This is a genomic window from Bosea sp. NBC_00550 (assembly GCF_026020075.1).
In the GTDB taxonomy this organism is placed as follows: Bacteria; Pseudomonadota; Alphaproteobacteria; order Rhizobiales; family Beijerinckiaceae; genus Allobosea.
Genome location: NZ_CP102772.1, coordinates 2,050,010 through 2,076,451, shown reverse-complemented (window position 1 = coordinate 2,076,451; position 26,442 = coordinate 2,050,010). Strand labels below are relative to the sequence as shown.

Annotated in this window: 21 protein-coding genes and 4 pseudogenes; 16 read left to right on the top strand and 9 right to left on the bottom strand. The window is 63.1% G+C overall.

Translation table 11 applies throughout. The features are described from left to right. Window positions 1-365: 365 nt before the first annotated feature. Entirely contained in the window at window positions 366-1,001 is a 636-nt protein-coding gene (locus NWE53_RS09900) for a recombinase family protein (RefSeq protein WP_265054137.1), read from the bottom strand. A 163-nt stretch (window positions 1,002-1,164) separates the two neighbouring features. Here NWE53_RS09900 and NWE53_RS09895 point away from each other — a divergent pair, with 163 nt between their 5' ends. Next, complete coding sequence (locus tag NWE53_RS09895; protein WP_265055064.1) at window positions 1,165-1,614, top strand: hypothetical protein; 450 nt, start codon at window positions 1,165-1,167, stop codon at window positions 1,612-1,614. Window positions 1,615-1,774: 160 nt separating this feature from the next. On the opposite strand, the pseudogene NWE53_RS09890 reads toward NWE53_RS09895, so the two are convergent. Then, window positions 1,775-2,283 (bottom strand): annotated as a pseudogene (locus NWE53_RS09890) (IS21 family transposase); the annotation flags it as partial. A gap of 640 nt (window positions 2,284-2,923) precedes the next feature. Between NWE53_RS09890 and NWE53_RS09885 the strand changes: the two are divergent. The 8 genes and pseudogenes from NWE53_RS09885 to NWE53_RS09855 all read left to right on the top strand — a co-directional run bounded on the left by NWE53_RS09885 (window position 2,924) and on the right by NWE53_RS09855 (window position 11,113). Further along, entirely contained in the window at window positions 2,924-3,982 is a 1,059-nt protein-coding gene (locus NWE53_RS09885) for a hypothetical protein (protein WP_265054136.1), read from the top strand. A gap of 662 nt (window positions 3,983-4,644) precedes the next feature. Continuing rightward, on the top strand, window positions 4,645-4,788 hold the full coding sequence (locus NWE53_RS30165) for a transposase (RefSeq protein ID WP_472841031.1): 144 nt from the start codon (window positions 4,645-4,647) through the stop codon (window positions 4,786-4,788). Then, a pseudogene (locus NWE53_RS09880) lies at window positions 4,761-5,084 on the top strand (transposase); the annotation flags it as partial. The gene NWE53_RS30165 and the pseudogene NWE53_RS09880, both read left to right, overlap by 28 nt. A 169-nt stretch (window positions 5,085-5,253) precedes the next feature. Then, a complete protein-coding gene (locus NWE53_RS09875) occupies window positions 5,254-6,393 on the top strand; it encodes a DegT/DnrJ/EryC1/StrS family aminotransferase (protein ID WP_265054135.1) in 1,140 nt (379 codons plus the stop codon). Beyond that, the gene (locus NWE53_RS09870) at window positions 6,381-7,406 is read left to right on the top strand and encodes a glycosyltransferase family 2 protein (protein WP_265054134.1); all 1,026 of its coding nucleotides are present in this window, start codon (window positions 6,381-6,383) and stop codon (window positions 7,404-7,406) included. The genes NWE53_RS09875 and NWE53_RS09870 overlap by 13 nt, the downstream gene beginning before the upstream one ends. Continuing rightward, a complete protein-coding gene (locus tag NWE53_RS09865; protein WP_265054133.1) occupies window positions 7,396-8,352 on the top strand; it encodes a WxcM-like domain-containing protein in 957 nt (318 codons plus the stop codon). The genes NWE53_RS09870 and NWE53_RS09865 overlap by 11 nt, the downstream gene beginning before the upstream one ends. After that, window positions 8,345-8,758 (top strand): GtrA family protein, encoded by a 414-nt coding sequence (locus tag NWE53_RS09860; RefSeq protein WP_265054132.1) that lies wholly within the window; start codon window positions 8,345-8,347, stop codon window positions 8,756-8,758. The genes NWE53_RS09865 and NWE53_RS09860 overlap by 8 nt, the downstream gene beginning before the upstream one ends. A gap of 372 nt (window positions 8,759-9,130) precedes the next feature. Then, on the top strand, window positions 9,131-11,113 hold the full coding sequence (locus tag NWE53_RS09855) for a hypothetical protein (RefSeq protein WP_265054131.1): 1,983 nt from the start codon (window positions 9,131-9,133) through the stop codon (window positions 11,111-11,113). Window positions 11,114-11,309: 196 nt separating this feature from the next. On the opposite strand, the pseudogene NWE53_RS09850 reads toward NWE53_RS09855, so the two are convergent. The 3 genes and pseudogenes from NWE53_RS09850 to NWE53_RS09840 all read right to left on the bottom strand — a co-directional run. Next, window positions 11,310-11,608, bottom strand: a pseudogene (locus NWE53_RS09850) (DDE-type integrase/transposase/recombinase); the annotation flags it as partial. Window positions 11,609-11,622: 14 nt separating this feature from the next. After that, window positions 11,623-12,809: pseudogene (locus NWE53_RS09845) on the bottom strand (IS3 family transposase). A gap of 1,098 nt (window positions 12,810-13,907) precedes the next feature. Beyond that, window positions 13,908-14,663, bottom strand: coding sequence for an SDR family oxidoreductase (locus NWE53_RS09840; RefSeq protein ID WP_265054130.1), 756 nt, complete (start codon window positions 14,661-14,663; stop codon window positions 13,908-13,910). 102 nt (window positions 14,664-14,765) lie between these two features. On the opposite strand from NWE53_RS09840, the gene NWE53_RS09835 reads away from it, so the two are divergent. After that, window positions 14,766-15,185: a winged helix-turn-helix transcriptional regulator gene (locus NWE53_RS09835; RefSeq protein WP_442865000.1), complete on the top strand. Its 420-nt coding sequence runs from the start codon at window positions 14,766-14,768 to the stop codon at window positions 15,183-15,185. 4 nt (window positions 15,186-15,189) lie between these two features. On the opposite strand, the gene NWE53_RS09830 is transcribed toward NWE53_RS09835, so the two are convergent. Continuing rightward, complete coding sequence (locus tag NWE53_RS09830; protein WP_265054129.1) at window positions 15,190-15,612, bottom strand: GNAT family N-acetyltransferase; 423 nt, start codon at window positions 15,610-15,612, stop codon at window positions 15,190-15,192. 309 nt (window positions 15,613-15,921) lie between these two features. On the opposite strand from NWE53_RS09830, the gene NWE53_RS09825 reads away from it, so the two are divergent. Together NWE53_RS09825 and NWE53_RS09820 are read left to right on the top strand one after the other, a co-directional pair. Continuing rightward, complete coding sequence (locus tag NWE53_RS09825; protein ID WP_265054128.1) at window positions 15,922-17,379, top strand: hypothetical protein; 1,458 nt, start codon at window positions 15,922-15,924, stop codon at window positions 17,377-17,379. Further along, the gene (locus NWE53_RS09820; RefSeq protein WP_265054127.1) at window positions 17,376-17,996 is read left to right on the top strand and encodes a hypothetical protein; all 621 of its coding nucleotides are present in this window, start codon (window positions 17,376-17,378) and stop codon (window positions 17,994-17,996) included. Before NWE53_RS09825 ends, NWE53_RS09820 begins: the two co-directional genes overlap by 4 nt. Before the next feature lie 36 nt (window positions 17,997-18,032). On the opposite strand, the gene NWE53_RS09815 is transcribed toward NWE53_RS09820, so the two are convergent. Further along, window positions 18,033-20,423 (bottom strand): ATP-dependent helicase, encoded by a 2,391-nt coding sequence (locus NWE53_RS09815; protein ID WP_472841030.1) that lies wholly within the window; start codon window positions 20,421-20,423, stop codon window positions 18,033-18,035. Between the two features lie 115 nt (window positions 20,424-20,538). Between NWE53_RS09815 and NWE53_RS09810 the strand changes: the two genes are divergently transcribed. Continuing rightward, complete coding sequence (locus NWE53_RS09810; protein WP_265054126.1) at window positions 20,539-22,185, top strand: acyl-CoA dehydrogenase family protein; 1,647 nt, start codon at window positions 20,539-20,541, stop codon at window positions 22,183-22,185. A gap of 88 nt (window positions 22,186-22,273) precedes the next feature. Here NWE53_RS09810 and msrB read toward each other — a convergent pair whose 3' ends face one another. After that, window positions 22,274-22,705: a peptide-methionine (R)-S-oxide reductase MsrB gene (gene msrB / locus NWE53_RS09805; RefSeq protein ID WP_265054865.1), complete on the bottom strand. Its 432-nt coding sequence runs from the start codon at window positions 22,703-22,705 to the stop codon at window positions 22,274-22,276. A gap of 199 nt (window positions 22,706-22,904) precedes the next feature. Between msrB and NWE53_RS09800 the strand changes: the two genes are divergently transcribed. The 3 genes from NWE53_RS09800 to NWE53_RS09790 all read left to right on the top strand — a co-directional run bounded on the left by NWE53_RS09800 (window position 22,905) and on the right by NWE53_RS09790 (window position 25,694). Beyond that, window positions 22,905-24,170 carry a BtaA family protein gene (locus NWE53_RS09800; protein WP_320109564.1) on the top strand — a complete coding sequence of 422 codons (1,266 nt, stop codon included), beginning with the start codon at window positions 22,905-22,907 and terminating at the stop codon, window positions 24,168-24,170. Next, window positions 24,167-24,832 carry a class I SAM-dependent methyltransferase gene (locus NWE53_RS09795; RefSeq protein ID WP_265054125.1) on the top strand — a complete coding sequence of 222 codons (666 nt, stop codon included), beginning with the start codon at window positions 24,167-24,169 and terminating at the stop codon, window positions 24,830-24,832. Before NWE53_RS09800 ends, NWE53_RS09795 begins: the two co-directional genes overlap by 4 nt. 64 nt (window positions 24,833-24,896) lie before the next feature. Beyond that, window positions 24,897-25,694 carry a potassium channel family protein gene (locus NWE53_RS09790; protein WP_265054863.1) on the top strand — a complete coding sequence of 266 codons (798 nt, stop codon included), beginning with the start codon at window positions 24,897-24,899 and terminating at the stop codon, window positions 25,692-25,694. 12 nt (window positions 25,695-25,706) lie between these two features. Here the strand turns inward: NWE53_RS09790 and NWE53_RS09785 are convergent, their stop codons facing one another. After that, entirely contained in the window at window positions 25,707-26,273 is a 567-nt protein-coding gene (locus NWE53_RS09785; RefSeq protein WP_265054124.1) for a thioesterase family protein, read from the bottom strand. Between the last annotated feature and the right edge of the window lie 169 nt (window positions 26,274-26,442).

Sequence of the window (26,442 nt, the reverse complement as noted above, 5' to 3'; positions counted from 1 at the left end):
CGTACAGTCCGAGCTGATCCTCAGGCGTATGGCCGCAGGCTCGGCCGAATCTGGCGGCCCCAGGTTTCGGTCCGGGATATCACCTCGATCAGGGCACTCATGCGAGAACCAGCGGGCCGGGCTGCGGCTGTAGAGGCCACCAGCGAACTCATCCTCGCCCATCTCACGTGCGGCGTCGGCGGTGTACCCGCGCTGCCCGATGATGCAACGGGCGAAGACTTGTACCTGATACTCGAAGGCGTGATGTTGGCGCTTGTAGAGCCGGCTCCCGTGGGAGCGAGCGCATGAGCCATGGGCGGCAAGAGCCCCCATGCAACCAAAGCTGGAGTGCTCGGCGGTTCCGGGGAAGAACAGTAGACCGCGCGCTATAGTCCCCACTTTGCCAGCACTGCCTCTGCCTCCGCGGGATCATCCTTCATCCGGTAGATCGCCTGCCGGGACAGACCGGTCGTCCTGGCGATGACGCTGACACCTGCATCCTGCGCCAGCAGGTCCCGAACGGTTTCCATTTGCGCTCGGGTAAAGCTCGGCTTGCGGCCCCTGTAGGCGCTGCCATTGCTCGCCTTCGCGTGCTCGATGCCAGCCGCCTGTGCCGCCTTTGTAGCTTCCGCCTGCGCCTGCGCCGAGGCTGCCATGAAGGCAATAAGGGCATCCCTGACGGCTTGCTGCATCGGGTCTGCCGTGGCCCCGTCGAAGGTCATGCGGTTGATGATGGTCTTGATGACCACACCCCGTCGCATGAACTCCCGGATCGTTTCGGTGACGTCGGCGTAGTTGCGCCCGAGCCGGTCGACCCAGCGCACGACCAACACGTCCCCGGCCCGGAGCAGGTCGAACAGGCGCTGGCCCTCTGGCCGCTCGGCAAGCCGGGTACTGACGCCGGAGACGCCATTATCGGCGACCACGCGGTCAATCGCGAAGCCGGCGTCCCGCGCCTGCCGCTCTTGATGGGCAATGGTCTGATCGGCGGTTGAGACGCGAGCATAGAACACGGTCTGCATGGGCGAACTCTCTGTCCGTAGAGATATCGTCCGCAGAAATGCATGTCCGTAGGTTCGCGTCAAGCCTTACGGACACTGTTTTACGGTACGTGCGGACCGTCCGCTACGGTATACCCTACTGGATAGAGAAGTACGATGTCCTGACATCGGATGGCAGGCCGTCGTGACCGCGGCCGTCTCGGTCGGAAGGTGTCGGCCCGGCATTCACCATGGCCAGCTTTGCATCTTTGTCACATTCCTGCAGTACTCAGACACATGCCGAGAATGGGCACTGCTAAGCTCATTTGCAATTGCACGCGGGTTACCCGATGCCCACGCGGAGACTTCTGATCTTGATGCTGCCGAACACAAATCGCTCCGGCATCCGCATGGCCGCACCGGCGGGCCGGGAGCTGCGCCGGTGGTCATGAATGGTAACGGCTGGCTTACCATTCTGCGCTGCCACAAATGCGGAAACGAAGACCAAGCCAGGCTCCGCGTTGAATTGGGAAATATCAGCGCCCGCGGCATACGGCTGCGCATCATCGGCTGGCGCTGTCATGAGTGCGACGAGCTTTTTGGCAAAGACTTGAAAGCAGATTGGCAGGCCGATTCGATCCGGATCGGCACGTAAGGATGGCGCGGGCTTGCCGGGCCAGCGGGATCGACGGCTCTCGATTGGTGAAGTGTCCGGCGCGTGCCTCGGGAGCCTGGACCGATGCAACAAGAGGGACCAGTTTAGCGGGTCTCGTCGAGTTGGATCGGCGAAAGACGGGTGGTGGCGAGATCTGATGCGCCTGCTCGAAGCCCGACCAGACAAGCCGGAAGTGGTAAAGTCGATGGTTCAGCGCGACGCCGGCGATGCTGACACCGAGATCGGCCATGTCGGTGAATTCCGACAAACCCATCCGGCCGGGCTCGTGGATCTGCCGGAAGATGATCTCCTGCTCCGGGCCATGAATGGCGCGCCAGGCGCGCGGATGCGGCGCTCGATCGTGCGCCGGACGCCGGGGTCGAGATCGGGATGGCGCCGCCGCATCTCCTCGAAAATGCCGATCGGCCGAAGACCCGGCGCCGAGCGCAGCAGCGGCACGATCTCGTCGTCGAAGATCGACGCTAGAGGATCGGGCCTGCGGCGCCCACGCTGCCTGTCGCTTCGCGACGGAAGGCCTGGATCGCCCGATATCCGATATCCCGTAGCGGTGCTGAACCCGGCCTTCGCCGCCGCGATCGCGACGACGTCGTTCTGTCGGAACTTCATGAAGAGCCTCATCTGGTGATCGGTGACGTGGCGGCCGGGCACGCAAGGTCTCCTCCATCGACGGAGAGAATTTTGCGACAGCCGGCCGGCCCCGATCATCAGCGACGATGCACCGAAAGAAGCTCGCCTTCGTCGAGGGGCGCGACAGCTACGGGCTACGCCCTGCGCTGTCGCGCCCCTCGACGATTCTCTCCTTGATTGTCGCGCAACTCGCATCGTGATTGTCGCGTCGCACTGATGCGGGCAACATCGTTCGGCATGGCGCTCTCCTGTGGTCAGAGCTCCCTTGCCAACGTCACACGAAGCGCGAGGCTGGGCGAGCGGGGGCATCCATGCCATCCTGTCCGGCGGAAGTTCTACGAACTGGCCCAATCAGGCCCGGCGCGGATCGCTTCGGAAAGGGCTCGCGCGCATCGCAGAACTCTATCGCATCGAGGGCGATATCCGCGCCGGAGAGGCCGCCGACCCAGTCAGCTCACTCCGCGATCATGGGGTCTAATTCCAAAGTCGATCGCCGATACCCTTGCACCTCAATCGCCGTCCTTGCCAACGTACTTGCAATGCGCAATGTGTGCTCGCGTTGTTCCGTCTGGTCCATTGGGCGCCTCCATTGTCTGCGAGAACTATCCCCAACACCCGTCTGCCACTCGTCAAGGCGACCGCCCCTCGCTTGCGCGCCCCGATGGCGCTTATCGTGACTGCCTCGCTAGCCCTCGCTGCCGCTTTCCTCACGCATCATCAGATTTACTCGAGCATCAGTAACACCGCCGACTCTTCAGCATATCAGTTCTACGCAGTTCGTTTCCGCGAGCATGGCCCCTTTTACGACTTTGGAACGATCCGCACCTATGGCTACCCCCTGTTCCTTTATCTGCTGACCTTCGTATCCGGATACGACCATGGTGCACTCGCTCTGGTTTCCGGTATTGCGCAATACGCAATCTTTCTGGCCGCCGTGCTATGGCTTGCGTGCCTCGTCTCTGCTTTCAGCTTTCGGCTTGCGCTCGCCGTGCTCGCGGGACTTCTGCTCAATCCCCTCGTCATCTCGCTAATAACGGATGCCTTAACGGAGGGCCTATCGCTCTCCCTCTACGTGTTCCTTGCCGCTCTTGCGGTGAGGATCTGCACAGCCGAGACGAGCACAACCACCGTAGCGTCTCTCATCTCAGCCGGGTTCGTTGCGGCGATGATGCTGATGGTCCGTCCGGCTAACGTCTCCGTCGTGGTCGCGTGGTACCTCTCGGTTGCGATTGCCGTTATGGCATGGAAGGGCTCCAGAGGAGATTGGCACCGTCACGCGCTCGCAGTTGCAGGCGCGTTCATTGCTGCGGGCGTCCTGGTCTGGGGGCCTCAACTGGTCTACAATCTTTCTCTTTACGGTACGGCAACTATCTTCCCGGTCTGCAGGCTTGGCGACCTTCAGGCGGCGTACGGCGTCTTCCTCTGGAAATATGACACGCTGGTCACAGGAGACATAGCGGGTCCGTGGTACTACATTAACCCCTTATTCCAGGGGCAGCTGCCAGTGGGCGGGGGGGGGGCGGTGGTATCTCGCGCACCCACTCGCAGGTTCCGCGACAGTCCTGGCACACGTCTTCAACGCATTCAGCGTCACGAACCTGTTTACGTATGTCCGCGATTTAAACCCCCCATACGGTGCCGCCCTGCGCGTGCTCTATTGGGCCATCAATCTGGGCGGCCTGATCGGAGCGTTAACCTACGTACGATCGTTGTTTCGTGAGCATCGCCGCGATGAAGCGAACAGGTATGCTCTGGTGCTGGCATTCATCGCGCTCTCAGTGCTCGGCATAACGGCGCTTAACGGAGTTTCTGCAGTCGAAACGAGATTTAACGTTGTGCCCATCGCAATCTTTTCGGTGATCGCGCTCGCCAGGCTGCCGTACTTTCGGTGCTATGATCTGCCGTTCAGCATGTTTGCCGTGTATGGGTTTGCGGGAGTTGTTATGATACTTGTGACCGGATCTTACGCTATGGACCGGCTAGCGTCTTCAGTTCTGGCCGGACGCTCATATGATTACGGCATACGACGTTGCTTGATGACGGGGGATTCCGCGGTCAGAAACTGGGACGAGATTATCCGGGAACATGAGGCATGGCTGCAAAAGCGCCGTGAGGAAGCGAACGCGCAAGTAGCCCAATGACGGTGCGCGTTCCGCCACACACGCGGTTATCCCTGTAATGTCGGCGAGCTAGTGATGAGACCTGTGCGCGGGTAGGCGTAGACGGCGTTCTTGATTTCTGATTTGATTGCGCTTTCCAGTTCGGACGGCGACGATGGCGCATCGTTCGATTGGTCAGGAGCAGCTTGGTTTTGCGACCCGATGGCGGGGCGCGTCGTCGCTCGACGAACTTGATGGGCTGATCGACTGAAAGCCGATCGCAGTGCTGCTCGATCCCCTCTATCGGGCCACGAAGGGCGAGCCGGCCTGGCCTCCGCTTTCGATTTTCAATGCGCTGCTGCTGTCGGTCTGGTGCGATCTGTCCGATGTGAAGCGGTGCAAGGGCGCCCGATCCAGCTCAAGCTGACGGCGGGGCAAGCCAGCGACATCGCCAGCGCCGCTGACCTGATCGGCCATCTCGCTCCCGGCGCGATGATGGCCGACAAGGGCCACGACGCTAACTCCCTGCGCGCCCTCGTCGGTGAACGCGGAGCCCGGGCCAACATCCCGCCCAAGAGCAATCGGAAGGACCCGATGTGCTTCAGCCGCCACCTCTACAGGGACAGGAACCTGATCGAGCGCTTCTTCAACAAGATCAAACAGCTCCGCCGCATCGCCACACGCTACGACAAGCTCGCGGAGAACTTCTTCGCAAGCCTCTAGCTCGCGATCTGGCTACGCGGTAATGAGTCGACGGCCTAGCTTCTTGCGTTTTGGATTCCGTCAAGGCAAGAAGCCTCCGGACAAGTGGAATTCGCAGGGGCGGCAGGCGCAAGTTCCGTTACCTTCAAGTCGATCGGGCTGGGCGACCAACTCGACATTAGGGATCGTAATGAGCGAACATTCCAGTGCCTTGTTTGTTCCGCTCAATGACCTAAGGCGGAATTACGACGCCAACTCCGATGCCATCTCGGCAACCGTGAATGCGGTTCTGGCCTCTGGCTGGTGGCTCAACGGAGAGCGGACACGCATTTTCTGCGAAGCCTTCGCAAACTATCTCGGCGTTGAGACATGTATCGGCGTGGCCAACGGCACCGATGCCCTTGAAATTGCCTTGCGCGCGCTCGTGGCGACACGCGGAACGTCAAAGGACGAGGTTGTCACGGTGGCAAACGCTGGCGGCTACTCGACTATAGCTGCGCGGCTCGTCGGCCTGAAGCCCGTCTATGCCGACATCGTCGAGGAGTCGCAGCTCGCGGACCTAGATTCAATCGTATCCGCGCTCGGCGTCCGGACCGCTGCGGTGATCGTGACGCATCTGTATGGCGGAGTGGTCGACGTTGCAATGCTGCGCACCAAGATGAACGAGGCCGGCTTCGGATCGGTCTCAATCCTGGAGGATTGCGCGCAGGCTCACGGGGCCCGCCTCAACGGCCGGATGGCGGGAAGTCTCGCGGATATCTCCACCTTCAGCTTCTATCCTACCAAGAATCTCGGTGCCTTTGGCGATGCGGGAGCCATCGTCACGTCCGATGATGAACTTGCGAAAACCTGCAACGCGCTCCGCCAGTATGGCTGGCGCGACAAGTATAGCATCACACGCCCCGGCGGGCGCAACTCGCGGTTGGATGAAGTACAGGCCGCCATCCTTGCGGCCCTGCTCCCCAAGCTCGATCAGAACAACGCGCGGCGAATCGAGATCCTCAAGCGATATACGAAGGCTCTGCCGGAGGGCGTATCGTTGGTTCGCAGCCCGCATGGGTCGGCGGGACATCTGGCTATCCTCCTGTGTGACGAGCGCGATCGGCTGCGCAGACACCTGACCGATAGGCGGATCGCTACTGACATCCACTACCCGATCCTAGACTGCGATCAGCCAGGTTGGTTCGGCTTGCCGCAGGGGCAGGCGCCGGGCGGACTTCCCGTCTCCCGTAAAAGCGTCGCACGTCTGCTGACGATCCCTTGCTTCCCTGGAGCGACGGATGAGGAGATCGATAAGGTCAGCGAGGCGCTCTCCGAATGGCAGCCTTGATTGGTACCTCGTCCGGCCCTGCGCTGGCGGAAGATAGGCCGCATCGCTCTCTGGTCATTCCGGTCTACAGAAACGAAGAGAATATCGACGACCTGATCCCGGTACTCGCGAAATTCGCGCGCGAGCCCGGCGACATCGAGATCGTCTTCGTGATCGACGGGTCGCCCGACCGCTCTGGTGAAATCCTGAGGGATCGGCTCGACGAGATAGGCTGTCCTGCGACCATCGTGTTTCACAGCCGCAATTTCGGTTCATTCACCGCAATCCGGACCGGGATCGAGATCGCGGGTGGTGATTTCGTTGCGGTCATGGCTGCGGATCTTCAAGAGCCCCCGGAGCTCATCCGAGAGTTCTTCGACCTGTTGGAGAGCGGCGAAGTCGACATCGCCTTCGGTAAGCGTTCCGGACGCCACGATTCCCCAATCCAGAATGCGCTATCGAATGCCTTTTGGTGGCTCTACCGCAAGATGGTAATTCGTGACATTCCCAAGGGCGGCGTCGACATTTTCGCGTGCAACCGGGCCGTCATGAATTCGCTTCTCGAGATTTCCGAGCCAAACAGCTCGCTCGTCGCCCAGTTGTTCTGGGTGGGCTACCGCCGCGTCTTCGTTCCTTACGAGCGTCGCCCACGAATGAAAGGGGCGAGTGCCTGGAATTTCTCGCGGCGGCTACGCTATATGATGGACAGTATATTCTCCTTTTCCGACGTCCCCATCCTTGCCGTGCTCTGGATCGGTATCGCCGGTTGCCTGCTGAGCCTGTGCTTCGCAATTTTCGTGATGTTCGCTCGCCTGTTCGGCCTGATCACGGAACCCGGCTACACGGGATTGACGTTGCTGATCGTATTCATGGGCTCTTCGACCTTGGCCGTTCAGGGGGTAATCGGCTCCTATCTCTGGCGCACGTTCGAAAACACAAAGCGCCGACCACTTCGGGTCATCAGCAAGATAGAACGTATCGATCCGCGGTCGCTGGGTTTCGCGACGCGAGTGGAGAAACCGCATGAGCCGTAATGAGAGCGCGTTCTTCGTCCATCCCGCAGGGATTTGCGAGAGCGCCAACGTCGGCGAAGGCACCCGCGTCTGGGCCTTCGCCCACATCCTTCAGCACGCAAGGATCGGCAGAGATTGCAATATCTGTGACCACGTCTTCATCGAGAACGATGTCACGCTCGGCGATAGCGTCACCGTGAAGTGCGGCGTTCAAATTTGGGACGGCTTGCAGATTGGAGATCGTGTCTTCATAGGCCCCAACGCAACGTTCACGAATGACCGGTTCCCCCGCTCGCGCCAGTATCCGGATGGGTTCCTGAGGACGATCATTGAGGATGATGCTTCCATCGGCGCCAATGCGACTATCCTGCCGGGGCTGCGGATCGCACGTGGTGCCATGATAGGGGCCGGCGCCGTGGTGACGCGTGACGTGCCGCCGAATGCCATCGTGGTGGGGAATCCTGCACGCATCGTAGGCTATGCCCAGACTAAGCAGCAAGCGAGCGCGCAGACGGCAGCGGGCTCACCAGATCAAACTCAAGAACTGGTTACCGACGTCGGTGTCGGCCGGGCAACCCTGCATCGGTTGAAGACCGTGGTGGATATGCGCGGCAGACTCTCCGTCTGCGAATTCGAGAAGGATATCCCTTTTCAACCAAGGCGCTATTTCGTCGTTTATGACGTCCCCTCGCGGGAGGTTCGAGGAGAGCATGCGCACAAGGTCTGCCATCAGTTCCTCGTCTGCCTGAGAGGTTCTGTCAGCGTTCTGCTGGACGACGGCAGGAGCCGCACCGAGGTACTGCTGGATCGTCCCGATCTCGGCGTCTTCATGCCCGCTATGGTCTGGGGAACCCAATATCGCTACACGAACGACGCGATACTTCTGGTATTTGCCTCGGAGGAATACAGTTCCGAAGACTATATACGATCCTACGAAGAATTCAAAATCACGGTATCCGGTGCTTAATTATCTTCGTCAACTCGATCATCTCGAGTTAGCCCGGCAGTTCAAACGGTTTCTATTTTCAGGCGCACTGAATACCGCCGTCACCTACCTGCTTTTCCTTGTTCTCTTAAGGTTCACCAGCTATCGTATCGCCTACACAGTGACCTACGCATGCGGAATACTTATCGCCTTCATCTTCAATTCTTACTTCGTATTTCGGCGAGAATACACTGTCAGGATGGGCTTTGCGGTCATTTTTACCTATGCAGTCCAATATCTCTATGGAATTGTCGTATTAGCTTTGCTGGTGGACCTGTCCGGCGCGCCAGCTTCCATCGCCATGATCGTCGTCATCCTAACTGCGTTTCCGCTTCAGTTTCTGATCCTGCGCCGCGTGGTCAGCACATTGCCGAAGAAACGACGGTGAGTCACAGATGTCCATGGATTCTGACCATCAACCGGGCCGAAGACCAGACACCTCAGTCTCGCTATGTCTCACCGCGGCTCTCATCTCACTCGTCGCCAGTGCGTTCCACATCCGTCACTCCCTAGTGCACCGCGCTCTCGCCCTGCCCCCCCCTTACGACGACGTCGCGCACCTCCTCGGTGGCACACGCTATCTTGACTGCTTCGGCTCCGAGGGCTTCGGCGCGTTCCTTCGAACCTTCGCCGCCCCTTCGCATGCTCCTCTTTCCACTGGAGCGGCTCTGAACGGCTTTTCGCTAGTTGGCTTCCACATGTGGGTCGGCGCATGTCGCGATCCCATTGACTGCATGACGCAACGATCGGTCGCTCCCAGATGAATGCAATCATCTTGCCGTTGACCGGCGCGGTCGCGATGGCTGCTATTTCGCCTGATCTGGGCTGGCAGGTGCATCTCGTTCTTCTCACATTGCTGGTCTTAATGCAGGGAACCGGCCTGCTGATTTGCCGCGTCTTCGGCCAGACGGCTGAGCCCTTTCTTGCGTTGACCCTCGGATTCGTTGCGATTGCTCACGCGTTGTTCGCAAGCGACGTCTTGATCCCTGGGGGCCTGTCGGTGGTCGCGGCGTTTTTTGTCGCACCCGCGGCCTTGGGCTTTGCACTTGCACGACACGAAGACGCACAGCCGCCCATAATCCAAACGGTCGGCCTGACGCTTCTTGCTAGCCTTTACACTTTCCTTTGGGCAGCCGATATCGGACCGCGCATGCGTGTGTTCCACACCAAAAATGAGTTCCCGTTTTGGTCAGACGGGTTGTTGCACGCGGCGAGCCTCGCGCAATTCTCGGCTCCGGCCGAGGTCGGCCGAGGGATGGTGTACATGGCGGATATGCCGCGAGCGATCTACCATTACGTGAGCTACCTGCCCGCGGCGCTTCTTCCGGCCATCGCCGGCGTCTCACCGATCGACGCGACGATGCTGTCGTGGCTTCCGTTCGGCATTTTTATTATGGCCTGCGGCGTGGCGGCGCTCGGGCTTGTGCTCGAGGGGCCTTTCCTAGCCGCTGCGGCGTTGATGGCGATTGCGGCCGTTCCGGACACTGGACGCTTCGGCTTCGGCAACGGATTGTTTTGTTTCGACTGGCTGCTCGAAACGGCGCCTGGCACGGCCTACAGCCTTGGCGTCGCCTGCGCCGCTCTCGCTGTGTTGGTGCGATGGATGCGAGACCAGCGCCCGGCGTCGCTCCTCTTGGCCCTGACATTGACCGCGAGCTGCGCGCTGGTGCGGCTCAATACCTTCGTCTGGCTCGCTCCCACAGTGGCGTTGGGGGCGGTTGTCGGCTGGCGGCACTTCGCCATGAGGTCGAAGCAAGGGATGACGTTGCTGGGGCTGCTCGGGCTGGTCCTCTTGTTGGCCGCGCTTTCCTCGCAGGCGTTGCGAACGGACGCGGGCGGGTTCCTGTTTTCCTACATCGAGTTCGCGCACCGCGACCAAGGTCCCGCGAATCTTCAGGGGTTCGTTCCATCGCTGCAGCCACACATCGGTCGCTGGGGCGCCGGACTGGTTGGAGTGGGTTTCGCGCTTATGGAGACAGCTGGGTGGTGGCTTCCCCTGTTTGTTGTCCTGTCGCTGGTGATTCGTCGACAGGGGCGGCTTGAAGCGGTCGACAGTTTACCGTGGATCCTGTTGGCGGTGGCTGCCTTGATGATGCTTCTCGCGCCGACGCCGCCGGACGGCGATTTCTCCGAGTTTCGCCATCGTGCAGGCCCTCTGCTTGTGGTGATCCTAGCGATATGGACCCTACGCTTGGGTGCGATCGCCGCGGCTGGGCCAATGGCTCGGACTCCGACGGTTCGGGGGCGAGTAGCGATCGTTGCGGCGGCTATATTATCCCTTTGTTTTCTCAACATCACAATCAGCGCGGCAAAACGGCCGCGCATGGCTTGGGGTAAGGATTTTTACGATCAGCACGTGCCTAACGAACTCGTGGAGTTGGCGCCCTTGCTGTCCACGGTCAGGGGCGCCAAACCTCGCTTCGTAGTGGCCCGCCAGTCCCCCAATTCCAGGAACACCGATGACGCGGCGCACCTCGTGGCGCTCAGCGGCGTGCCGGCCTATATCTCTCGTCCGCAATCTCTACTCGTTGCCGGTGGGGCGAGGGGAGAAGAAGCCCGCCGGCGGCTCGCGGTGCTCGACAGGCTCAATCGAGCGCCCGATCTCGAGGCGCTGCAAAACGCGATGCGCGCGGAGGGGATCACCTACTACATCGTAAGTTCCGCGCGCGACGCCCCTTTCGACTCAGAGCGCCATGCGGCGATCGGCCATCAGGGCGAGTATGCAATATATTCGGCGAAGTAAGGCCTCCCGAGGCGGTCCGCACGCCAGGGATCGACTAAAATCAGGCGCCTAGTCTTACTGTGTCATAAATAACCGACTGGTTCGTTGGCAGCATGGACATCGTTCGAGGCGCTGGGACAGGGCCCTGTTCAGGCGGGTGCGGATGGTGGCGATCGAATTAGCGACGTGCCGCTCGGTCCGTAGCGGGAGTTCCGGGTTGGTGCCAGCGCTCGATCTTGCCCTGGGTCTGGTGATGAAAGGGAGCACCGCGCACATGGCTCATGCGCTGAGCCTCGATGTATTCGCCAGTTCACCGGCGACGTAGCTCGGGCCGTTGTCGCTGAGCAGCCTGGGCTTGTGGCGCACATGGGCCCGGTCGCAGCCTGAAGCGGCCAATGCAATATCCAGCGTGTCGGTGACATCCTCGGCGCGCATCGTGCTGCACAGCTTCCAGGCGATGATGTAACGCGAGAAGTCGTCGAGCACGGTCGACAGATACATCCAGCCCCACCTGACGTTGCCCCCAGTTTTTATCCAGCGCTGAGTTCGTTTCTGGCGGTTGTGGAGCCCGTTCGGGCTGGTGAAGCGACGAGCTCTAGTGCTGTGCTGTCGCATAGCGCAGCGTCAGGCCCGGCGCGGGGTGAAGGTCGAGGCGAACGCCGTGGGGGTCTGCCATCCGAGCTGCGAGTGAGGGCGTGCGGTGTTGTAGTCGACGCGCCAGTTGGCCAATGCCGTTCGCGCCTGCGGCAGGGACGAGAACAGTGTCTCGTTGAGCAGTTCGTCACGCAGGCGGCCATTGAAGCTCTCGATGAAGCCGTTCTGCATCGGTTTGCCTGGCGCGATGTAGTGCCATTCGACGCGAGCCTGATCCGCCCATGCCAGGATCGCGTTGCTGGTGAACTCGCTGCCGTTGTCGCTGACGATCATCTTTGGCCTGCCGCGCTCAGCGATCACGCGGTCGAGTTCGCGAGCGACCCGAAGCCCCGATAGCGAGGTGTCGGCGACGACGCGAGGTTCTCGCGCGTGCAGTCATCCACGATGGTCAGGATCCGGAAGCGGCGGCCATCGGTGAACTGGTCGGAGACAAAGTCGAGCGACCAGCGCTCGTTGGGCCCGAGGGGCACCAGCATCGGCGCTCTGGTGCCGATGGCCCGTTTACGCCCGCCGCGCCGACGCACCGTCAGCTTTTCCTCACGATAGAGCCGGAAGAGCCGCTTGTGGTTCACGGCATGGCCTTCGCGTTTGAGCAGAACATGCAGACGCCGGTACCCGAAGCGTCGGCGCTCGCGGGCGATCGCGATCATGCGATCCCGCAGAGCGCGATCGTCAGGGCGCGCGGATTGGTATCGGACGGTCATGCGGCAGCAGCCGATGGCTTTACACGCCCGCCGTTCGCTCATCGCGTGATGCTCCACGAGATGCGCGACGGCTTCCCGCTCGGCGGCGGGCGTCACCATTTCTTTCCCAGCAGATCTTTCAGCGCGACGTTGTCGAGCATCGCATCGGCCAGCATTCGCTTCAGCTTCGCGTTCTCGTCTTCCAGCGTTCGAAGGCGCCTGGCCTCCGACACGTTTATCCCGCCGAACTTCGCCTTCCACTTGTAGATGCTGGCGTCGCTCACACCGTGCTTGCGGCACAGATCAGCGACAGAGACCCCGGTCTCCTGTTCCTTCAGGATCGCGATGATCTGCTCTTCCGAGAAGCGGCTGCGCTTCATGTCCTGGTCCTCTCAATGGGCCAGAACGAACTTCAAACCGGATTAGAACCGAGGGGCAACGTCACATGCCGTCCATCTCTTGCAGTTCGATGCATGGATGAGCGGTGCGGCCGGCAGGACATCCTCCGTCAGAAGCCGCCCTACCTTCGGGAGTGGATCGTCTCGACGCAGGTCAACAAGTCCGGTCAGGGTGATGACGACGCGAGGACGATCGAGCCTATCGCCGAATAGGTTTCGACAGCTCATGAAAATTCGAGACAGTCGGTTATCGGTACCTCGTTCATTCCCTGCCATCTTTCCCCTAGGCTGAGTGCAGCGTAAAGATATGGCGGCTTAAGTGGTATCGCCGCGCGGGCCTGCGTCTTGCTGCGTTCGGCCTCGTAGCGGGTTTAGAGATCGGGGCCCTGGTTACGAACCGGACTTCCTTGCAGAGCTTTGCGGTGTCGGGAGTGAGGGCATCGACTGGCGTGGGCGTAGTTAGACCGCGCGCCTCCTCTGAGATCGAACCCGCCAGCCGCACGGCCTTCTTCGCGAAATGCGGCCTTACGACCGCTTCGGAAGGCGTGATCGATGGCGATACGTTTCGCTACCGAGGCGAGAAGATCCGCATCGCTGACATCGATGCACCGGAGACGGGTGGCGCGAAGTGTGAAAGCGAAGCCCAACTGGGTGCGCGCTCGACCGCTCGACTGGCTCAACTGCTCAGCAAAGTCGTGGCCGCATCGTTTGAATGTCCGTGCGTTCCGCGTAGACCGCGATTGCTCGGGCGAACATTCGAGTAGCATCTGCGAGGCCTCGCCGGCATGTTACATGCTGATGACTATGCCGGCTGCGACGGCCGGCCCGTTAACATCGCTGTTCGACGAACCCGGGGTGCTGGCACGCGCTGCCAGGCTCGCCAACTCACACTCGCGGCTCGCGAGGTCGCGAGGTCGCTTGGGGGATTGGATGCTACCTATGATCTACCTTTCAATCTGGAATATCGCGCATAGCATCGTATCCTATTGATAATGCAAACATGTTTATGGGATTAGCATGTTTACCCGAACAGTGCAGGAGAGGGTTCGCCACGCCCCTTCCCTAAGGTTGCGCTTGTTTTCAGGCGTGCTGGGCGTTCAGCGCGGCGAAGACATTGGCGAAGGTGCCTGTCGCCTCTGCGTAGCGCAGCGGCTTGCAGCGCTCGACGATCACCTCGGCGGCGTCCGGCCGGGTCTCGAGGATCGTCATCACTTCCGCGATGAAATCGGCCAGCGGCATCGCGGCGGGATCGACGGCCTGGTGCGGGCCGAGGAGTTCGGTCTGCACATAGGGCGGGGCGATCTCGATGACCCCGACCGACGTACTCTTGAGCTGCTCGCGCAGGCCGATCGACCAGGAATGGATCGCGGCCTTGGTAGCGCTGTAGGTCAAGGTTCCCGCCAGCGGCACGAAGGCGAGTCCGGAGGAGACGGTCAGGACCGTCGCATTCTGCTGCTTCAGCAGATGCGGCAGCAGCGCCGTGGTGAGGCGGATCGGACCGAGCAGGTTGGTCGCAATCGTCTCCTCGGCGATGGCGAGATTATCGGCGGCCGGAACGTTCTCGGGCTTCATGATGCCGGCGTTGTTGAGGACAGCGTTGAGCTTCGGAAAGCGCTCGACGATCTGCCTGGCGAAGGCCTCGATATCGGCCTTGTCCTGAATGTCGAGCAGCATCGATGCCATGCCGGGGTTGGCTGCGGTGACCTCGTCGAGGACGCTTTCGCGACGCCCCGCGATGATGACCTGGTTGCCCTTGGCGTGGAGGGCCTCGGCCAGCGCCCGGCCGATGCCGGAGCCGCCGCCGGTGATCAGGATGGTGTTTCCGGTGATATGCATCGCAAGTCCCTTTCGTGGTTGCGTGACACCAGTTGGCACCCTTACTCTTCAATGGAAAGAAGGCGCGTAGAAGTTCCATACGCACCAAAAGGAGAGTGTCGGATGCAGGCGATCCGCAGTGCCATGGGGGCGATGCATGCCAGGAGCGACGCGCTGCCGCCGGTGAGCCCGGCCGTGGAGTCGCTGGTGCGCCAGGTGATCGCGCAGATCGCCGACAAGTGGACGATGCTGGTGCTGGAAGCGCTGGAGGAGCGGGGCACGCTGCGCTTCACCGAGGTGGGGCGTAGTGTCAGCGGCATCAGCCAGAAGATGCTGACCAAGACGCTGCGGGAGATGGAACGCGACGGGCTGGTCGTACGCACCGTCCATCCGGTGATCCCGCCGCATGTCGACTACACGCTGACCGAGCTCGGCCGCGAGCTCAGCGCCGCCTTCTGCGGGGTCTGGGTCTGGGCGGAGACCTACTACCCGCAGGTCTCGGCGGCGCGGAAGGCCTTTCGCGAGCGGGAGAACGGCGCTTGAGCGCTCAGAGGTCCTTGGTCAGGTAGACCCGGGTCGCGCCGGGCGGCTTCGGTGCGATCTCGCCGAAAACCTGCCATCCCAGCTTCTTGTAGAACTCCGGCGCCTGGAAGCTGATGGTGTAGAGCACGGCCTTGCTGCAGCCGCGCCGCCGGCCTTCCTCCTCCGCCATGGCGAGGATGCGGCTGCCGACGCCCGAGCCGCGCAGGCTCTTCGGCAGATAGAAGAAATCGATGGAGAGCAGGCCGAGCGAGCTGCGGCCCATGAGCCCGCCGATCGGCTCGCCGCTCTCGGGATCATCGACGCGGATCGTCAGCGTCTGGCGATCGTTCCGGCCGATCTTTTCGTCGTTGTAGTTTCGCAGGCCGTTATGGAGGACGTCGCGAAGAGCATCGTCCTCGGCGTCGGTCAGCGCGATCTGGGGAGTCATAGTCGGTTGTTTCTTCAGAGAATCGGCAGCTTAGGCGCCGCTTCTACTCCGCTGCTGGCTGTAGCGATACATCCGGAGCCGGGATCAGGGCGATGGCGTGCCGGGTCTCGGCCGGGATGCCTCCGGTGTCGGTTCAAGCCGACGGTCGCCAGCGATCCCCGGCCGGATCGTTGCACAAGTCGATTCCGTGTCTATGCGATGCCTGACGTAAATGTCGGTGCCGGGTTGCATCACAAAGGTTCATGCAACTTATAGTTGTATTTTTGACATTGGGCTCGTAATCATCGTCGCTCTGGAAAAGGGGGCAACATGATGAGAGCTTTTGCGCTGGCAGCCACTGCAGGTCTCGTCGCTTTTGCGACGGCTCCCGCGATTGCTCTGCCGAAGATCGAATCCTCGACGCGGGCGAACGGAGTGGTCGCCTTTCAGGACGAGGCGGATCCGAAGCAATTTCATATCTATCCTGAGCGAATTCCGCTCGTGCTCGGCCTGACATTGTCCGATCCCTCGGTGAAATACTGGGGCATCGGAGCGCCATTCAGGCAGAAGGATCCCGAGTACGGCCTGTATGTGCCGATCGTCGGGGCAACCATCTCGGGTCTGGCCACGGTCACGATCACGCCCGATCAGGAAACTGCGATCCGCGCTGCCATCAAACGCGATTTCGAGGTCGACACGCCGAAGCTCGCCAATCTCGATGGCAAGACCAAGAGCATCGAGCCGGTTTACGCCGCCACCTCGCTCGGCATCAAAGGTAACGGTGATTCAGTCTTTCCGCCCGCGTTTCGCTTCGGTTCGTCCTTCAATTTCGTCGTGGGTTCGCCCGACAGCCACACTTTCGCGTCCTATGTGGCGCAACGCATTCGCGACCAGCCCGACATCACGCCGGATTCGAGCTTCGGTGTGAACCTGGTTGCTACCTCGCAGTTCAGGGGCGCTCCGTGGAGCGTCAGCTGCAAGGCGGATCTCCAGAAGGTCTGGAAGGAGGTGCGGCAGCGCTATAACGGCTCGGGCGGGTACGGATGGTTCGGCATGACGGCCGACTATCAGTCGATCCAGCAGGATCTGTTCCGCAGCAAGCTCATCGATTGCGATCTGAAGGAAGGAGACCTGGAGGCGAAGGAAAAAGGCGCCCAGCTGTTCCAGATCGCGAAGGACGCGCTGACATCGATCAACGACCCCGACAACGAGTTCTTCCGCTTTCAACCCAATCCGCAGGCTGCGGCCAATGGCGGGGCTGCGCAAGGACCGTGGCTGGTCTCGCTGAACCTCGCCTACAGCTCCGCCAGCCTGAAGGTCAAGATCGAATGGAAGCAGACCTTCACGTTCAACCCGACCGTCGAACGCGATATGCCGGTCTCGCTCACGCTGGCGGTCAAATGCGATGTGAATACAGAGCAATACTTCAAGGAGCTTGAAGTATCCGAGCCTTGCATAACCGCGAAGAAGGCAAAGTTCATCAAAGAGTGGACCAGCCGCGAAAACGAGCTCAAGCAGGCCAAACTGATCGAGGTCATGAGCAATCCGAATCTGTCGGACAAACAGAAGAAGGATCTGGTCAAATTCTACAGCAAGATCTCGCTCAGCGATTCCGCCATGAAGGTTGCGGCCAGCGGCCTTTCCAGCAAGGATAGCGCCAGCATCCTCAAGACGGCGCCGACGTCTGAGTATTTCATCGGTCTTTCGGACGACTTCTTCGAGCAGCTTGAGCGGTTGGTCGCGCGGGGAAGCTCGGTCAAGGACGCGGTCAAGGCATTGAGCAAATGACCGCTTCGCACGGGAAGCCCGGCTCCGGACTTGCCGTTGCGTCGATCGCCTGGCTGCTATCGTGCAGCCTCGCGATCGGTGCGGACGCGCCCCAGCAATGCAGGATTTTCGGCGCTGGCCGCATCCCCGACAAGCTCGAGGCTTTCGTGCAGTCCGGCGTCGGGCTGCCGCCGCCTTGCGTGAACAACAAATGCTGCATCGACATGAAGTTCCACGAGATCGCCGTCGTCAGGAAGCTGGAGCCGGTCTCCGTATGGACGCGGGCGGTCTTTTTCGACCGGCTCGACACCGGCATTCCGGACAAGCAGATCCGGGTTTCGGTCGTCGACGTCAACGGGATGGAGATCGGGGGATCGAGCGCTCACTATACGATCACCAATGGCGACATCATCACCGACAAGAACGGCTTCAGCTATTTGCCGGTCGTGCTGCAGTTTTCCCCCGACGCGCCGACGGCAAACATCTATGCGCTGAGGTTCGGCTATGCCGATCGGGGGCCGATCTCATATAGCTACGGCCCGTACTTCTACGTGAAGGAACCGGCCGAAGCTGCGTCGACCACCCGCGACAAGCTGTTCCTGCGAGGATTTACAGCGATCAGCGGGCTTGGCCCCTAGCGACGGGTGCCACTGCAAGGTGGCGCGTCGCCGCCATCACCCGGCCTTCTGCACGAAGCTATCCAGCACCATCTTCCGCCCGGCCTTGTCGAAATCGACGGTGAGCTTGTTGCCGTCGACGCTGGCGACGGAGCCGGGGCCGAACTTGACGTGGAAGACGCGGGCGCCCTCGCCATAGGCGGATTCGCCTGATGATTTGGCGGTGAGCTCGCCCTCGATCAGTAGTGGGCCGCGCTGGCGCGAGCCTGAGCCTGAGCCTGAACCGAAGCCGCCCGAGCCGAAACCGCGGCCGCTCTCGGAGAAGCCGCTGCCGCCGCCGTTCTTGGCCCGGTTCTCCTGCGCGCGCTGCCAGCCCGGCGTGTTGTAGCTGGAGCCGAAGCTCTCCATCCGGTCGAAGCGCGAAGCGCCGTAGCCGCCTTGGCTATAGCTGTTCGGAGCCTGCTCGACCTCGACATGCTCCTCCGGCAGTTCGTCGATGAAGCGGGAGGGCAGGCTGGTCTGCCAAAGGCCGTGGATGCGCCGGTTCGAGGCGAAATAGAGCTTCAGCTTCTTGCGGGCGCGGGTCAGGCCGACATGGGCGAGGCGGCGCTCCTCTTCCAGACCGGCGCGGCCGCTCTCGTCGAGCGCGCGCTGGTTGGGGAAGAGCCCTTCCTCCCAGCCGGGCAGGAAGACGGTGTCGAACTCCAGCCCCTTGGCGGCGTGCAGCGTCATGATCGAGACGCGGGCGCCGGATTCGCCGTCGGCGACATCCATCACCAGCGAGACGTGCTCGAGGAAGGCCGGCAGGTCCGGGAACTCGTCGAGCGAGCGCACGAGCTCCTTGAGGTTTTCGAGGCGCCCGGCGGCATCGGCCGAGCGGTCCTTCTTCCACATCTCGGTGTAGCCGGACTCCTCCAGCACCAGTTCGGCTAGCTCGCCCTGCGGCATGTGCTCGGCGCGGGCCGACCAGCGGCCGAAGGCCTCGACCAGTTCGCGCAGCGCCGTGCGGGCCTTGGGCTTCAGCTCGTCGCTCTCGACCGCGGCGCGGGCCGACTGCAGCAGCGAGAAGCCGGTGGCGCGAGCGTGGTTGTGCAGGAGCTGGACGGTGGCGTCGCCGAGGCCGCGCTTGGGGACATTGACGATGCGCTCGAAGGCGAGATCGTCGGTCGACGATACCACGCAGCGCAGATAGGCCAGCGCATCGCGGATTTCGGCGCGCTCGTAGAAGCGCGGGCCGCCGATCACGCGATAGGGCACGCCGGCCTGGACGAAGCGCTCCTCGATCTCGCGCATCTGAGCGGAGATGCGGACGAGCACCGCGGCCTGGCCGAGATCCTGGCCCTTGGACTGCATCGCCTCGATCTCGTCGGAGACCAGGCGGGCTTCCTCCTGGCTGTCCCAGGCACCGGTGATGGTGACCTTCTCGCCGAGCGCATCCTCGGTGCGCAGCGTCTTGCCGAGGCGGCCCTCGTTGCGGGCGATGAGCTTGGAGGCGGTGGCGAGAATATGGCCGGTCGAGCGGTAGTTGCGCTCCAGCCGGATCACGGTCGCGCCCGGAAAATCGTGCTCGAAGCGCAGGATGTTGTCGACCTCGGCGCCGCGCCAGCCATAGATCGACTGGTCGTCGTCGCCGACGCAGCAGATGTTGCGGCGGCCCTGCGCCAACAGGCGCAGCCAGAGATACTGCGCCGTGTTGGTGTCCTGGTACTCGTCGACGAGGATGTAGCGGAAGCGGTCGTGATAGGTCTGGAGTACGTCCGGATAGTCGCGAAACAGCGTCAGGCAGTGCAGCAGGAGATCGCCGAAATCGACGGCGTTCAGCGCCTTCAGTCGCTCCTGATAGGCGGCGTAGAGCTTGCCGCCCTTGCCGTTGGCGAAGACGGCGGCCTCGCCGGGCGCGACGTCCTTGGGGCTAAGGCCGCGGTTCTTCCAGCTGTCGATGAAGCCCGCCAGCATGCGGCCGGGCCAGCGCTTCTCGTCGATGCCCTCGGCCTGGATCACCTGCTTCATCAGGCGGATCTGGTCGTCGGTGTCGAGGATGGTGAAGTCGCTGCGCAGGTCGAGCAGCTCGGCGTGGCGGCGCAGGAGCTTGGCCGAGATCGAGTGGAAGGTGCCGAGCCAGGGCATGCCCTCGGCTACAGGGCCGACGAGATGGGCGACACGCTCCTTCATCTCCCGCGCCGCCTTGTTGGTGAAGGTGACGGCGAGGATCTGCGAGGGGTAGGCGCGGCTGGTCGAGATCAGGTGGCCGATGCGAGTGGTGAGCACGCGGGTCTTGCCGGTGCCGGCGCCGGCGAGCACGAGCACCGGGCCTTCCGTCGCCTCGACAGCTTGGCGCTGCTCCGGGTTCAGACCCGCGAGATAGCCGGCCGCCGGCTGCGCCGCGGCGCGCGCGGCCAGTCCGCCGGGGCGGGGCAAGGGAGCGGAAAAGGCGTCGGTATCGGACAAGGGTCTAAGCTGCTCGTGCGTGATTCGTTCTCCGGCAAATATAGGGCGTCGATGTCAGGATTGCGCCCTGCCGGAGCGATCATTTTATATCCCGTTCCACAGGGAGGTGGCAGCAATGGCCGAGCATGGCAGCGACGGGCGCTGGGAGGTCACCAATCAGGTGCCTGTGCTGGCGGATTACGATGCCTTCGCCGCCGATCCGGTGCTGCCCCGTATCGTCGCGGCCTTCGGTGCCGATTGGGCCAGCGCCCGGCTGCATGAGGCTGGGCGCACGGTCGGCTCCGGCCGCGTGCAGGAGCTCGCCTATCTCGCCAACCGCCATACGCCGGAGCTTCGGGCCTTCGACCGCTTCGGCAACCGCATCGACGAGATCGCCTTCCATCCCGCCTGGCATGAACTGATGGGCCTCGCCCTCGGGCAGGAGACGCATGCGCTGGCCTGGAACCAGCCCGAACCCGGCGCGCAGGTGGCAAGGGCCGCCCTGCAATATCTCTGGTATGGCGCGGAGAGCGGCATCTGCTGCCCGATCAGCATGACCTATGCCGCTGTGCCCGTGCTGAAGCAGGATGCTGCACTCTGGGAGCAGTGGGGTTCGCTCGTTACGTCCAACCGTTACGATCCGAGGCAGGGGCCGGCGCATCTCAAGACGGGCGCCACCGTCGGCACGGCGATGACGGAGACGCAAGGCGGTTCGGATCTGCGCCAGACACAGACGGTGGCCGAGGATAATCGCGACGGCACATTCTCGCTGCATGGCCGGAAATGGTTCTTCTCGGTGCCGCATTCCGACGTCTTCCTGACGCTGGCGCGAACGAAGGAGGGCATCTCCTGCTTCGCTGTGCCGGGATGGCTGCCTGACGGAGCGCGCAACGGCGTCGCGATCCAGCGGCTCAAGGACAAGGTCGGCAATCGCTCGAATGCGTCGTCCGAGGTCGAGTTCCGGGGAGCCATCGGGCACCTGATCGGCGAGCCGGGACGTGGCATCCGCACCGGGCTCTCGATGAACCATAATTCGCGGCTCGACATCGCGGCGGCTTCCTCCGGCCTGATGCGGATGGCGGTGTCGCTGGCGGCGCATCATGCGCAGCACCGGCGCGCCTTCCAGAAGGCGCTGATCGACCAGCCGATTATGCAGAACGTGCTGGCCGACATCGCCATCGAGGCCGAGGCCGCCGCCTGGCTCGCCTTCCGGCTCTTCGCGGCGCTGGACCGGCAGGCGGAGTCCGCCAGCGAGCGTTTGCTGGCGCGGGTCGGGGCGCCGATCGCGAAATACTGGATCACGCGGCGGGCGCCCGCCGTCGTCACCGAGGCGCTGGAATGCCATGGCGGCAACGGGTTCATCGAGGAAAACCCGATGGCGCGGCTTTACCGCGAGGCGCCGCTCAACGCGATCTGGGAAGGCTCGGGCAATGTCATCTGCCTCGACGTGCTGCGCTCGCTGGCACGTGAGGAGGGGGCGGTGGATGTGCTGCGGGCGGAGTTGCTGGCGGCTGCCGGAGCGGATCGGCGCTATGACGCGGCGCTGAAGCGGCTGGAGGGCGATCTGCCGGAGCTGATGCGCAACGAGGGGCAGGCGCGGCGGCTGACGGAGAGGCTGGCGCTGCTGCTGCAGGGCTCGCTGCTGTTGCGGCATGCGCCGGCGGAGGTCGCGGATGCCTTCATCGCGACGCGGCTGGGGGATGGCTGGTCGGGGCAGTTCGGCGATCTGCCGGTTTCGGTCGATGCGGCTGCGCTGGCGCGAAGGGCGGTGCCCCGTTCATAGGGCGTCATGCCCGGGCTTGACCCGGGCATCTCTTCGTCGCTTTCCCGTCATGAGATGGTCGGGTCAAGCCCGACCATGACGCGCTAATTCAGCCTTCCGCTGCCTCGAAGTTCATCGCCACGCCGTTGATGCAGTAGCGCAGGCCGGTGGGCGGCGGGCCGTCCGGGAAGACGTGGCCGAGATGGCCGCCGCAGTTGGCGCAATGCACTTCGGTGCGGACCATGCCGAACTTGCGGTCTTCGCTGGTCTCGACCGCGCCTTCCAGCGGCTGGTCGAAGCTCGGCCAGCCCGTACCGCTCTCGAACTTCTTGCCGGATTTGAACAGCTTCTGGCCGCAGCCGGCGCAGGAGAAGGTGCCGGCGCGCTTCTCGAAGTTGAGCGCGCAGGAGCCGGCCCGCTCCGTGCCATGGCCGCGCAGGATCTGGTACTGCTCCGGCGTCAGCCGCGCGCGCCACTCTGCATCGGTCAGCTGGAACGGGAAGGTCTCGTCCGCCTTCTTCGGCTCGCCGAACATGCTCATCAGACCCATTGCGATCTCCTTTCAGCGGGCGGTGGGGCCGCCATCCGTCTCGTGCCTCGCAATATGGCGACTCGCCGGCCGGATTTCACCCCTCGGCCTGCCCCGCTATTTCACGATGCTGTGGCAATGCGCCGGGCGCCGTCACCTGACCGTCACGCGACTCCTCTAGCAGCCCCGCCACCCGCAGAGGGAGGAAACCGTGACGCAACAAGCGACACAGACGGCGCGTGCCGCGCGCCGCATGACCAGTTCGGGGCTCGGCTCGGCGGTCCGGCGCAGCAAGACGCTCTCGAAGGCCGGCATGCTGGAATGGCTGTTCGCGCGGGCCTTCTCGGGTCTGGTCTATCCGCAGATCTGGGAGGACCCGGTCGTCGACATGGCGGCGCTGCAGCTCAAGGCCGACGACCACGTCGTGGCGATCGCCTCGGGGTCCTGCAACATCCTCTCCTATCTAACGGCGGCGCCAGTCCGCGTGAGTGCCGTCGACCTCAACGGGGCGCATATCGCGCTCGGTCGGCTGAAGCTCGCGGCGCTGGCACGGCTGGAAAGCCATGAAACGTTCCTGCGCTTCTTCGGCCGGGCGAACGCGCGCGACAATGTCGCGCTCTACGACCGCGAGATCGCGCCGCATCTCGACGCCGTCTCGCGCGGATATTGGGAAGGCAGGGGGCTCAATGCCCGGCGCCGGATCAACCTCTTCGCCAACGGCTTCTACCGCTACGGGCTGCTCGGCCGCTTCATCGGCACGGGCCATGTGCTGGCGCGGCTGCTCGGCGGCAATCCCCGCGCGATGCTCGCCGCCCGCGACCTCGCCGAGCAGAGGGCGCTCTACGAGCAGCACCTCGCGCCGGTCTTCGAGCGCCGGCTGGTGCGCTGGCTGGTGCGGCAGCCGGCCTCGCTTTACGGGCTCGGCATCCCGCCGGCGCAGTACAAGGCGCTCGCCGCCGATGGCGAGGACGGCATCCTGGGGGCGCTGAAGCTGCGGCTCGAACGTCTCGCCTGCGATTTCGACCTCAAGGGCAACTACTTCGCCCAGCAGGCCTTCGGCCGGCGCTATGGCGAAGGCGCCGATGCGGCGCTGCCGCCCTATCTGCAGCCGGCGCATTTCGCGACGGTCAAGGCGCGCGCCTCGAACGTGTCCTATCGCCAGACCCCGGTCACGGCGTTGCTGGAGGACCAGCCGGCCGAGAGCTGCCACGCCTATGTGCTGCTCGATGCCCAGGACTGGATGAACGATGCCGACCTGACGGCGCTGTGGTCGCAGATCACGCGCACCGCGCGTCCGGGTGCACGGGTGATCTTCCGCACGGCGGCCGACGAGCGCCTGCTGCCGGGGCGGGTGCCGGCCGCGATCCTCGACCAGTGGCGCTACGAGGAAGAGCGCAGCCGCGAACTGTGCCGGCAGGACCGTTCCGCGATCTATGGCGGCTTCCACCTCTATGTCCTGAAGGGGCAGGCCCGATGAGCGCGGCCGAGGCATCGGCCGGCACCGCCGCCGGGCTGATGGACCGGATCTACCGGCATCAGCGCCATATCTACGATGCCAGTCGGAAGTTCTACCTGCTCGGCCGCGACCAGTTGATCGATGGCCTGCGGCCGCCATCCGGCGCGACCGTTCTGGAGATCGGCTGCGGCACCGGGCGTAACCTGATCCGGATCGCGCGGCGCTACCCGGACTGCGCCTGCTACGGGCTCGACGTCTCCGGCGAGATGCTGGCGACGGCGCGCGCCTCGGTAGCGCGTGCGGGACTGGAGGATCGGATCAGTCTTGCGCAGGCCGATGCCACTGATTTCGATCCGCAGGCCATGTTCGGCCTTCCCGGCTTCGACCGGATCGTGATCTCCTATGCGCTGTCGATGATCCCGCCCTGGCAGGGCGTCATCGCCGAGGCTTTGCGCCGTCTGGACGAGGGTGGGGCGCTGCATATCGTCGATTTCGGCGATCAGGATGGTTTGCCCGCCGCCTTCAAAGCGATGCTGCTGCGCTGGCTCGGCCTGTTCCACGTCACGCCGCGGGAGGATTTGCCGGGCACCGTGCGCGCGCTCGCGGAGGCGGCCGGCGCCGATTGCCGGCTCGCCGCGCCCTATCGTGGCTATGCGGTCCACGCCGTCGTGACGCGCCGCTGATATGCAGCCCGGCCGGCGGCGGCGCTGGTAGCGGCTCATCCGGCGAGCGCCTATGCTCGCCGCAATGGATGCCGCCGACGCCCCACCCGAAGAGAGCCGTTTCGAATGCCTTCGCGACCGGCTGCGCCAGCTCTATCACGGCCGCACGCCCGCGGCCCTGCGCTTCCAGGCGGTCACGACGATCGTCGATCTGCTGATCATCGCCTTCTTCGTCGCCACGCCGCTGCTACGGGAGCAGCCGGCATTCCTCTGGATCGATTATTCGGTCGCGGTGATCATGGTGGCGGAGATCGGGGCCCGGCTGCTCGCCTCGACCAACATGCTGCGGCTGCTACGCCAGCCGACCATGCTGCTCGACCTGTTCATCCTGTCGACGTTGCTGGCGCCGCAATGGCTGGAGAATTTCGGCTTCCTGCGCATCCTGCGTCTCTGGTCGCTCTCGCACAAAGGCATCGTCTGGTCTCAGTTTCGCGCCACCCGCTTCCGCGAGTGGGAGAACGTCGTGCGGGCGCTGAGCAACATCGCGACCTTCCTCTTCGTCGTCACCGGCTTCGTCTACACCTTCTTCTTCCGGCAGGCGGGCGGGCTGGAGAGCTATGTCCAGGCGCTCTACTTCACGGTCGCCACCGTGACCACGACCGGCTTCGGCGACGTGACGTTGCCCGGTGTCGCCGGCAAGCTGACGTCGATCGTGGTGATGATCGTCGGGATCACGCTGTTCGTGCGGCTGGCGCAGGCGCTGTTTCGTCCCAACAAGGTGCTGTTTCCCTGCCCGGAATGCGCGCTGCAACGGCATGAGCCCGACGCGGTCTACTGCAAGGCCTGCGGGCACAAGCTGAAGATTCCCGACGAGGATGTCTGAGGCGCGGGCCGCTCAGTGGCGCGTTTCGATCTCGGTCTCGCGCTCTTCAGCCATCTCGCCGACCCGGATCGCCGATTTCCTGGGCATGCCGATGATGCGCCCGATCGTGGCCGGCACCTGCATCATGCCGTGGGCGGCCTTCATCAGGGCGATGTTCGCGAGAATGTCGGCCGGGAAGGGCACGACCCTGCGATGGAGCATATCGACGTGAAGAGACAGGTTCTCGCTCGTCGCGGCGAGCCAGCCCTCATGGGCGTGGCGCATCTCGAGATAATAGTGCAGGCGCTTGTCGTCGAAGCCGATGAGCTGGGCGGTGACGCGGACGAGATCGCCTTCCGTCAGCTCGCGCTTGTAGAGGATGTGGCATTCCGCCGTGAAGGTGGAGGCGTGCCGCGTCTCGACATAGTCCCGCGTCAGGCCGACCAGCGAGAAGACCTCGTCGACCGCGCGATCGAACAGGACATGGTAGTACGCCATGTTGAGATGGCCGTTATAGTCGATCCACTGCGGCTCGACCCGCATCGCCGAGGAGACGAAGGGTGCGAAGAACAGCGCCGGGGCGCGTGTATCGTGTTTCATGATCGCCTCCCTGTCAGGCGCCTCGATCAAGGGACGGCCGCATTATTGCGGATGCCCATTTTGTCGTCGCATGATCTACTATGCATCGATCGCAATCAGCGTCAGCACTTCGCCCCGGCTGTGGCAGCCAGGATGATGTCAGACCGTAACCAATTGCGAAACCGATCTG

Excerpts from the sequence above, each read along its gene's own strand:
- NWE53_RS09900 (WP_265054137.1), bottom strand. The coding sequence starts at position 1,001 with ATGCAGACCGTGTTCTATGCTCGCGTCTCAACCGCCGATCAGACCATT.
- NWE53_RS09885 (WP_265054136.1), top strand. The coding sequence starts at position 2,924 with ATGGCGCTTATCGTGACTGCCTCGCTAGCCCTCGCTGCCGCTTTCCTC.
- NWE53_RS09875 (WP_265054135.1), top strand. The coding sequence starts at position 5,254 with ATGAGCGAACATTCCAGTGCCTTGTTTGTTCCGCTCAATGACCTAAGG.
- NWE53_RS09870 (WP_265054134.1), top strand. The coding sequence starts at position 6,381 with ATGGCAGCCTTGATTGGTACCTCGTCCGGCCCTGCGCTGGCGGAAGAT.
- NWE53_RS09865 (WP_265054133.1), top strand. The coding sequence starts at position 7,396 with ATGAGCCGTAATGAGAGCGCGTTCTTCGTCCATCCCGCAGGGATTTGC.
- NWE53_RS09855 (WP_265054131.1), top strand. The coding sequence starts at position 9,131 with ATGAATGCAATCATCTTGCCGTTGACCGGCGCGGTCGCGATGGCTGCT.
- NWE53_RS09840 (WP_265054130.1), bottom strand. The coding sequence starts at position 14,663 with ATGCATATCACCGGAAACACCATCCTGATCACCGGCGGCGGCTCCGGC.
- NWE53_RS09835 (WP_442865000.1), top strand. The coding sequence starts at position 14,766 with ATGCAGGCGATCCGCAGTGCCATGGGGGCGATGCATGCCAGGAGCGAC.
- NWE53_RS09830 (WP_265054129.1), bottom strand. The coding sequence starts at position 15,612 with ATGACTCCCCAGATCGCGCTGACCGACGCCGAGGACGATGCTCTTCGC.
- NWE53_RS09825 (WP_265054128.1), top strand. The coding sequence starts at position 15,922 with ATGATGAGAGCTTTTGCGCTGGCAGCCACTGCAGGTCTCGTCGCTTTT.
- NWE53_RS09820 (WP_265054127.1), top strand. The coding sequence starts at position 17,376 with ATGACCGCTTCGCACGGGAAGCCCGGCTCCGGACTTGCCGTTGCGTCG.
- NWE53_RS09810 (WP_265054126.1), top strand. The coding sequence starts at position 20,539 with ATGGCCGAGCATGGCAGCGACGGGCGCTGGGAGGTCACCAATCAGGTG.
- msrB (WP_265054865.1), bottom strand. The coding sequence starts at position 22,705 with ATGAGCATGTTCGGCGAGCCGAAGAAGGCGGACGAGACCTTCCCGTTC.
- NWE53_RS09795 (WP_265054125.1), top strand. The coding sequence starts at position 24,167 with ATGAGCGCGGCCGAGGCATCGGCCGGCACCGCCGCCGGGCTGATGGAC.
- NWE53_RS09790 (WP_265054863.1), top strand. The coding sequence starts at position 24,897 with ATGGATGCCGCCGACGCCCCACCCGAAGAGAGCCGTTTCGAATGCCTT.
- NWE53_RS09785 (WP_265054124.1), bottom strand. The coding sequence starts at position 26,273 with ATGAAACACGATACACGCGCCCCGGCGCTGTTCTTCGCACCCTTCGTC.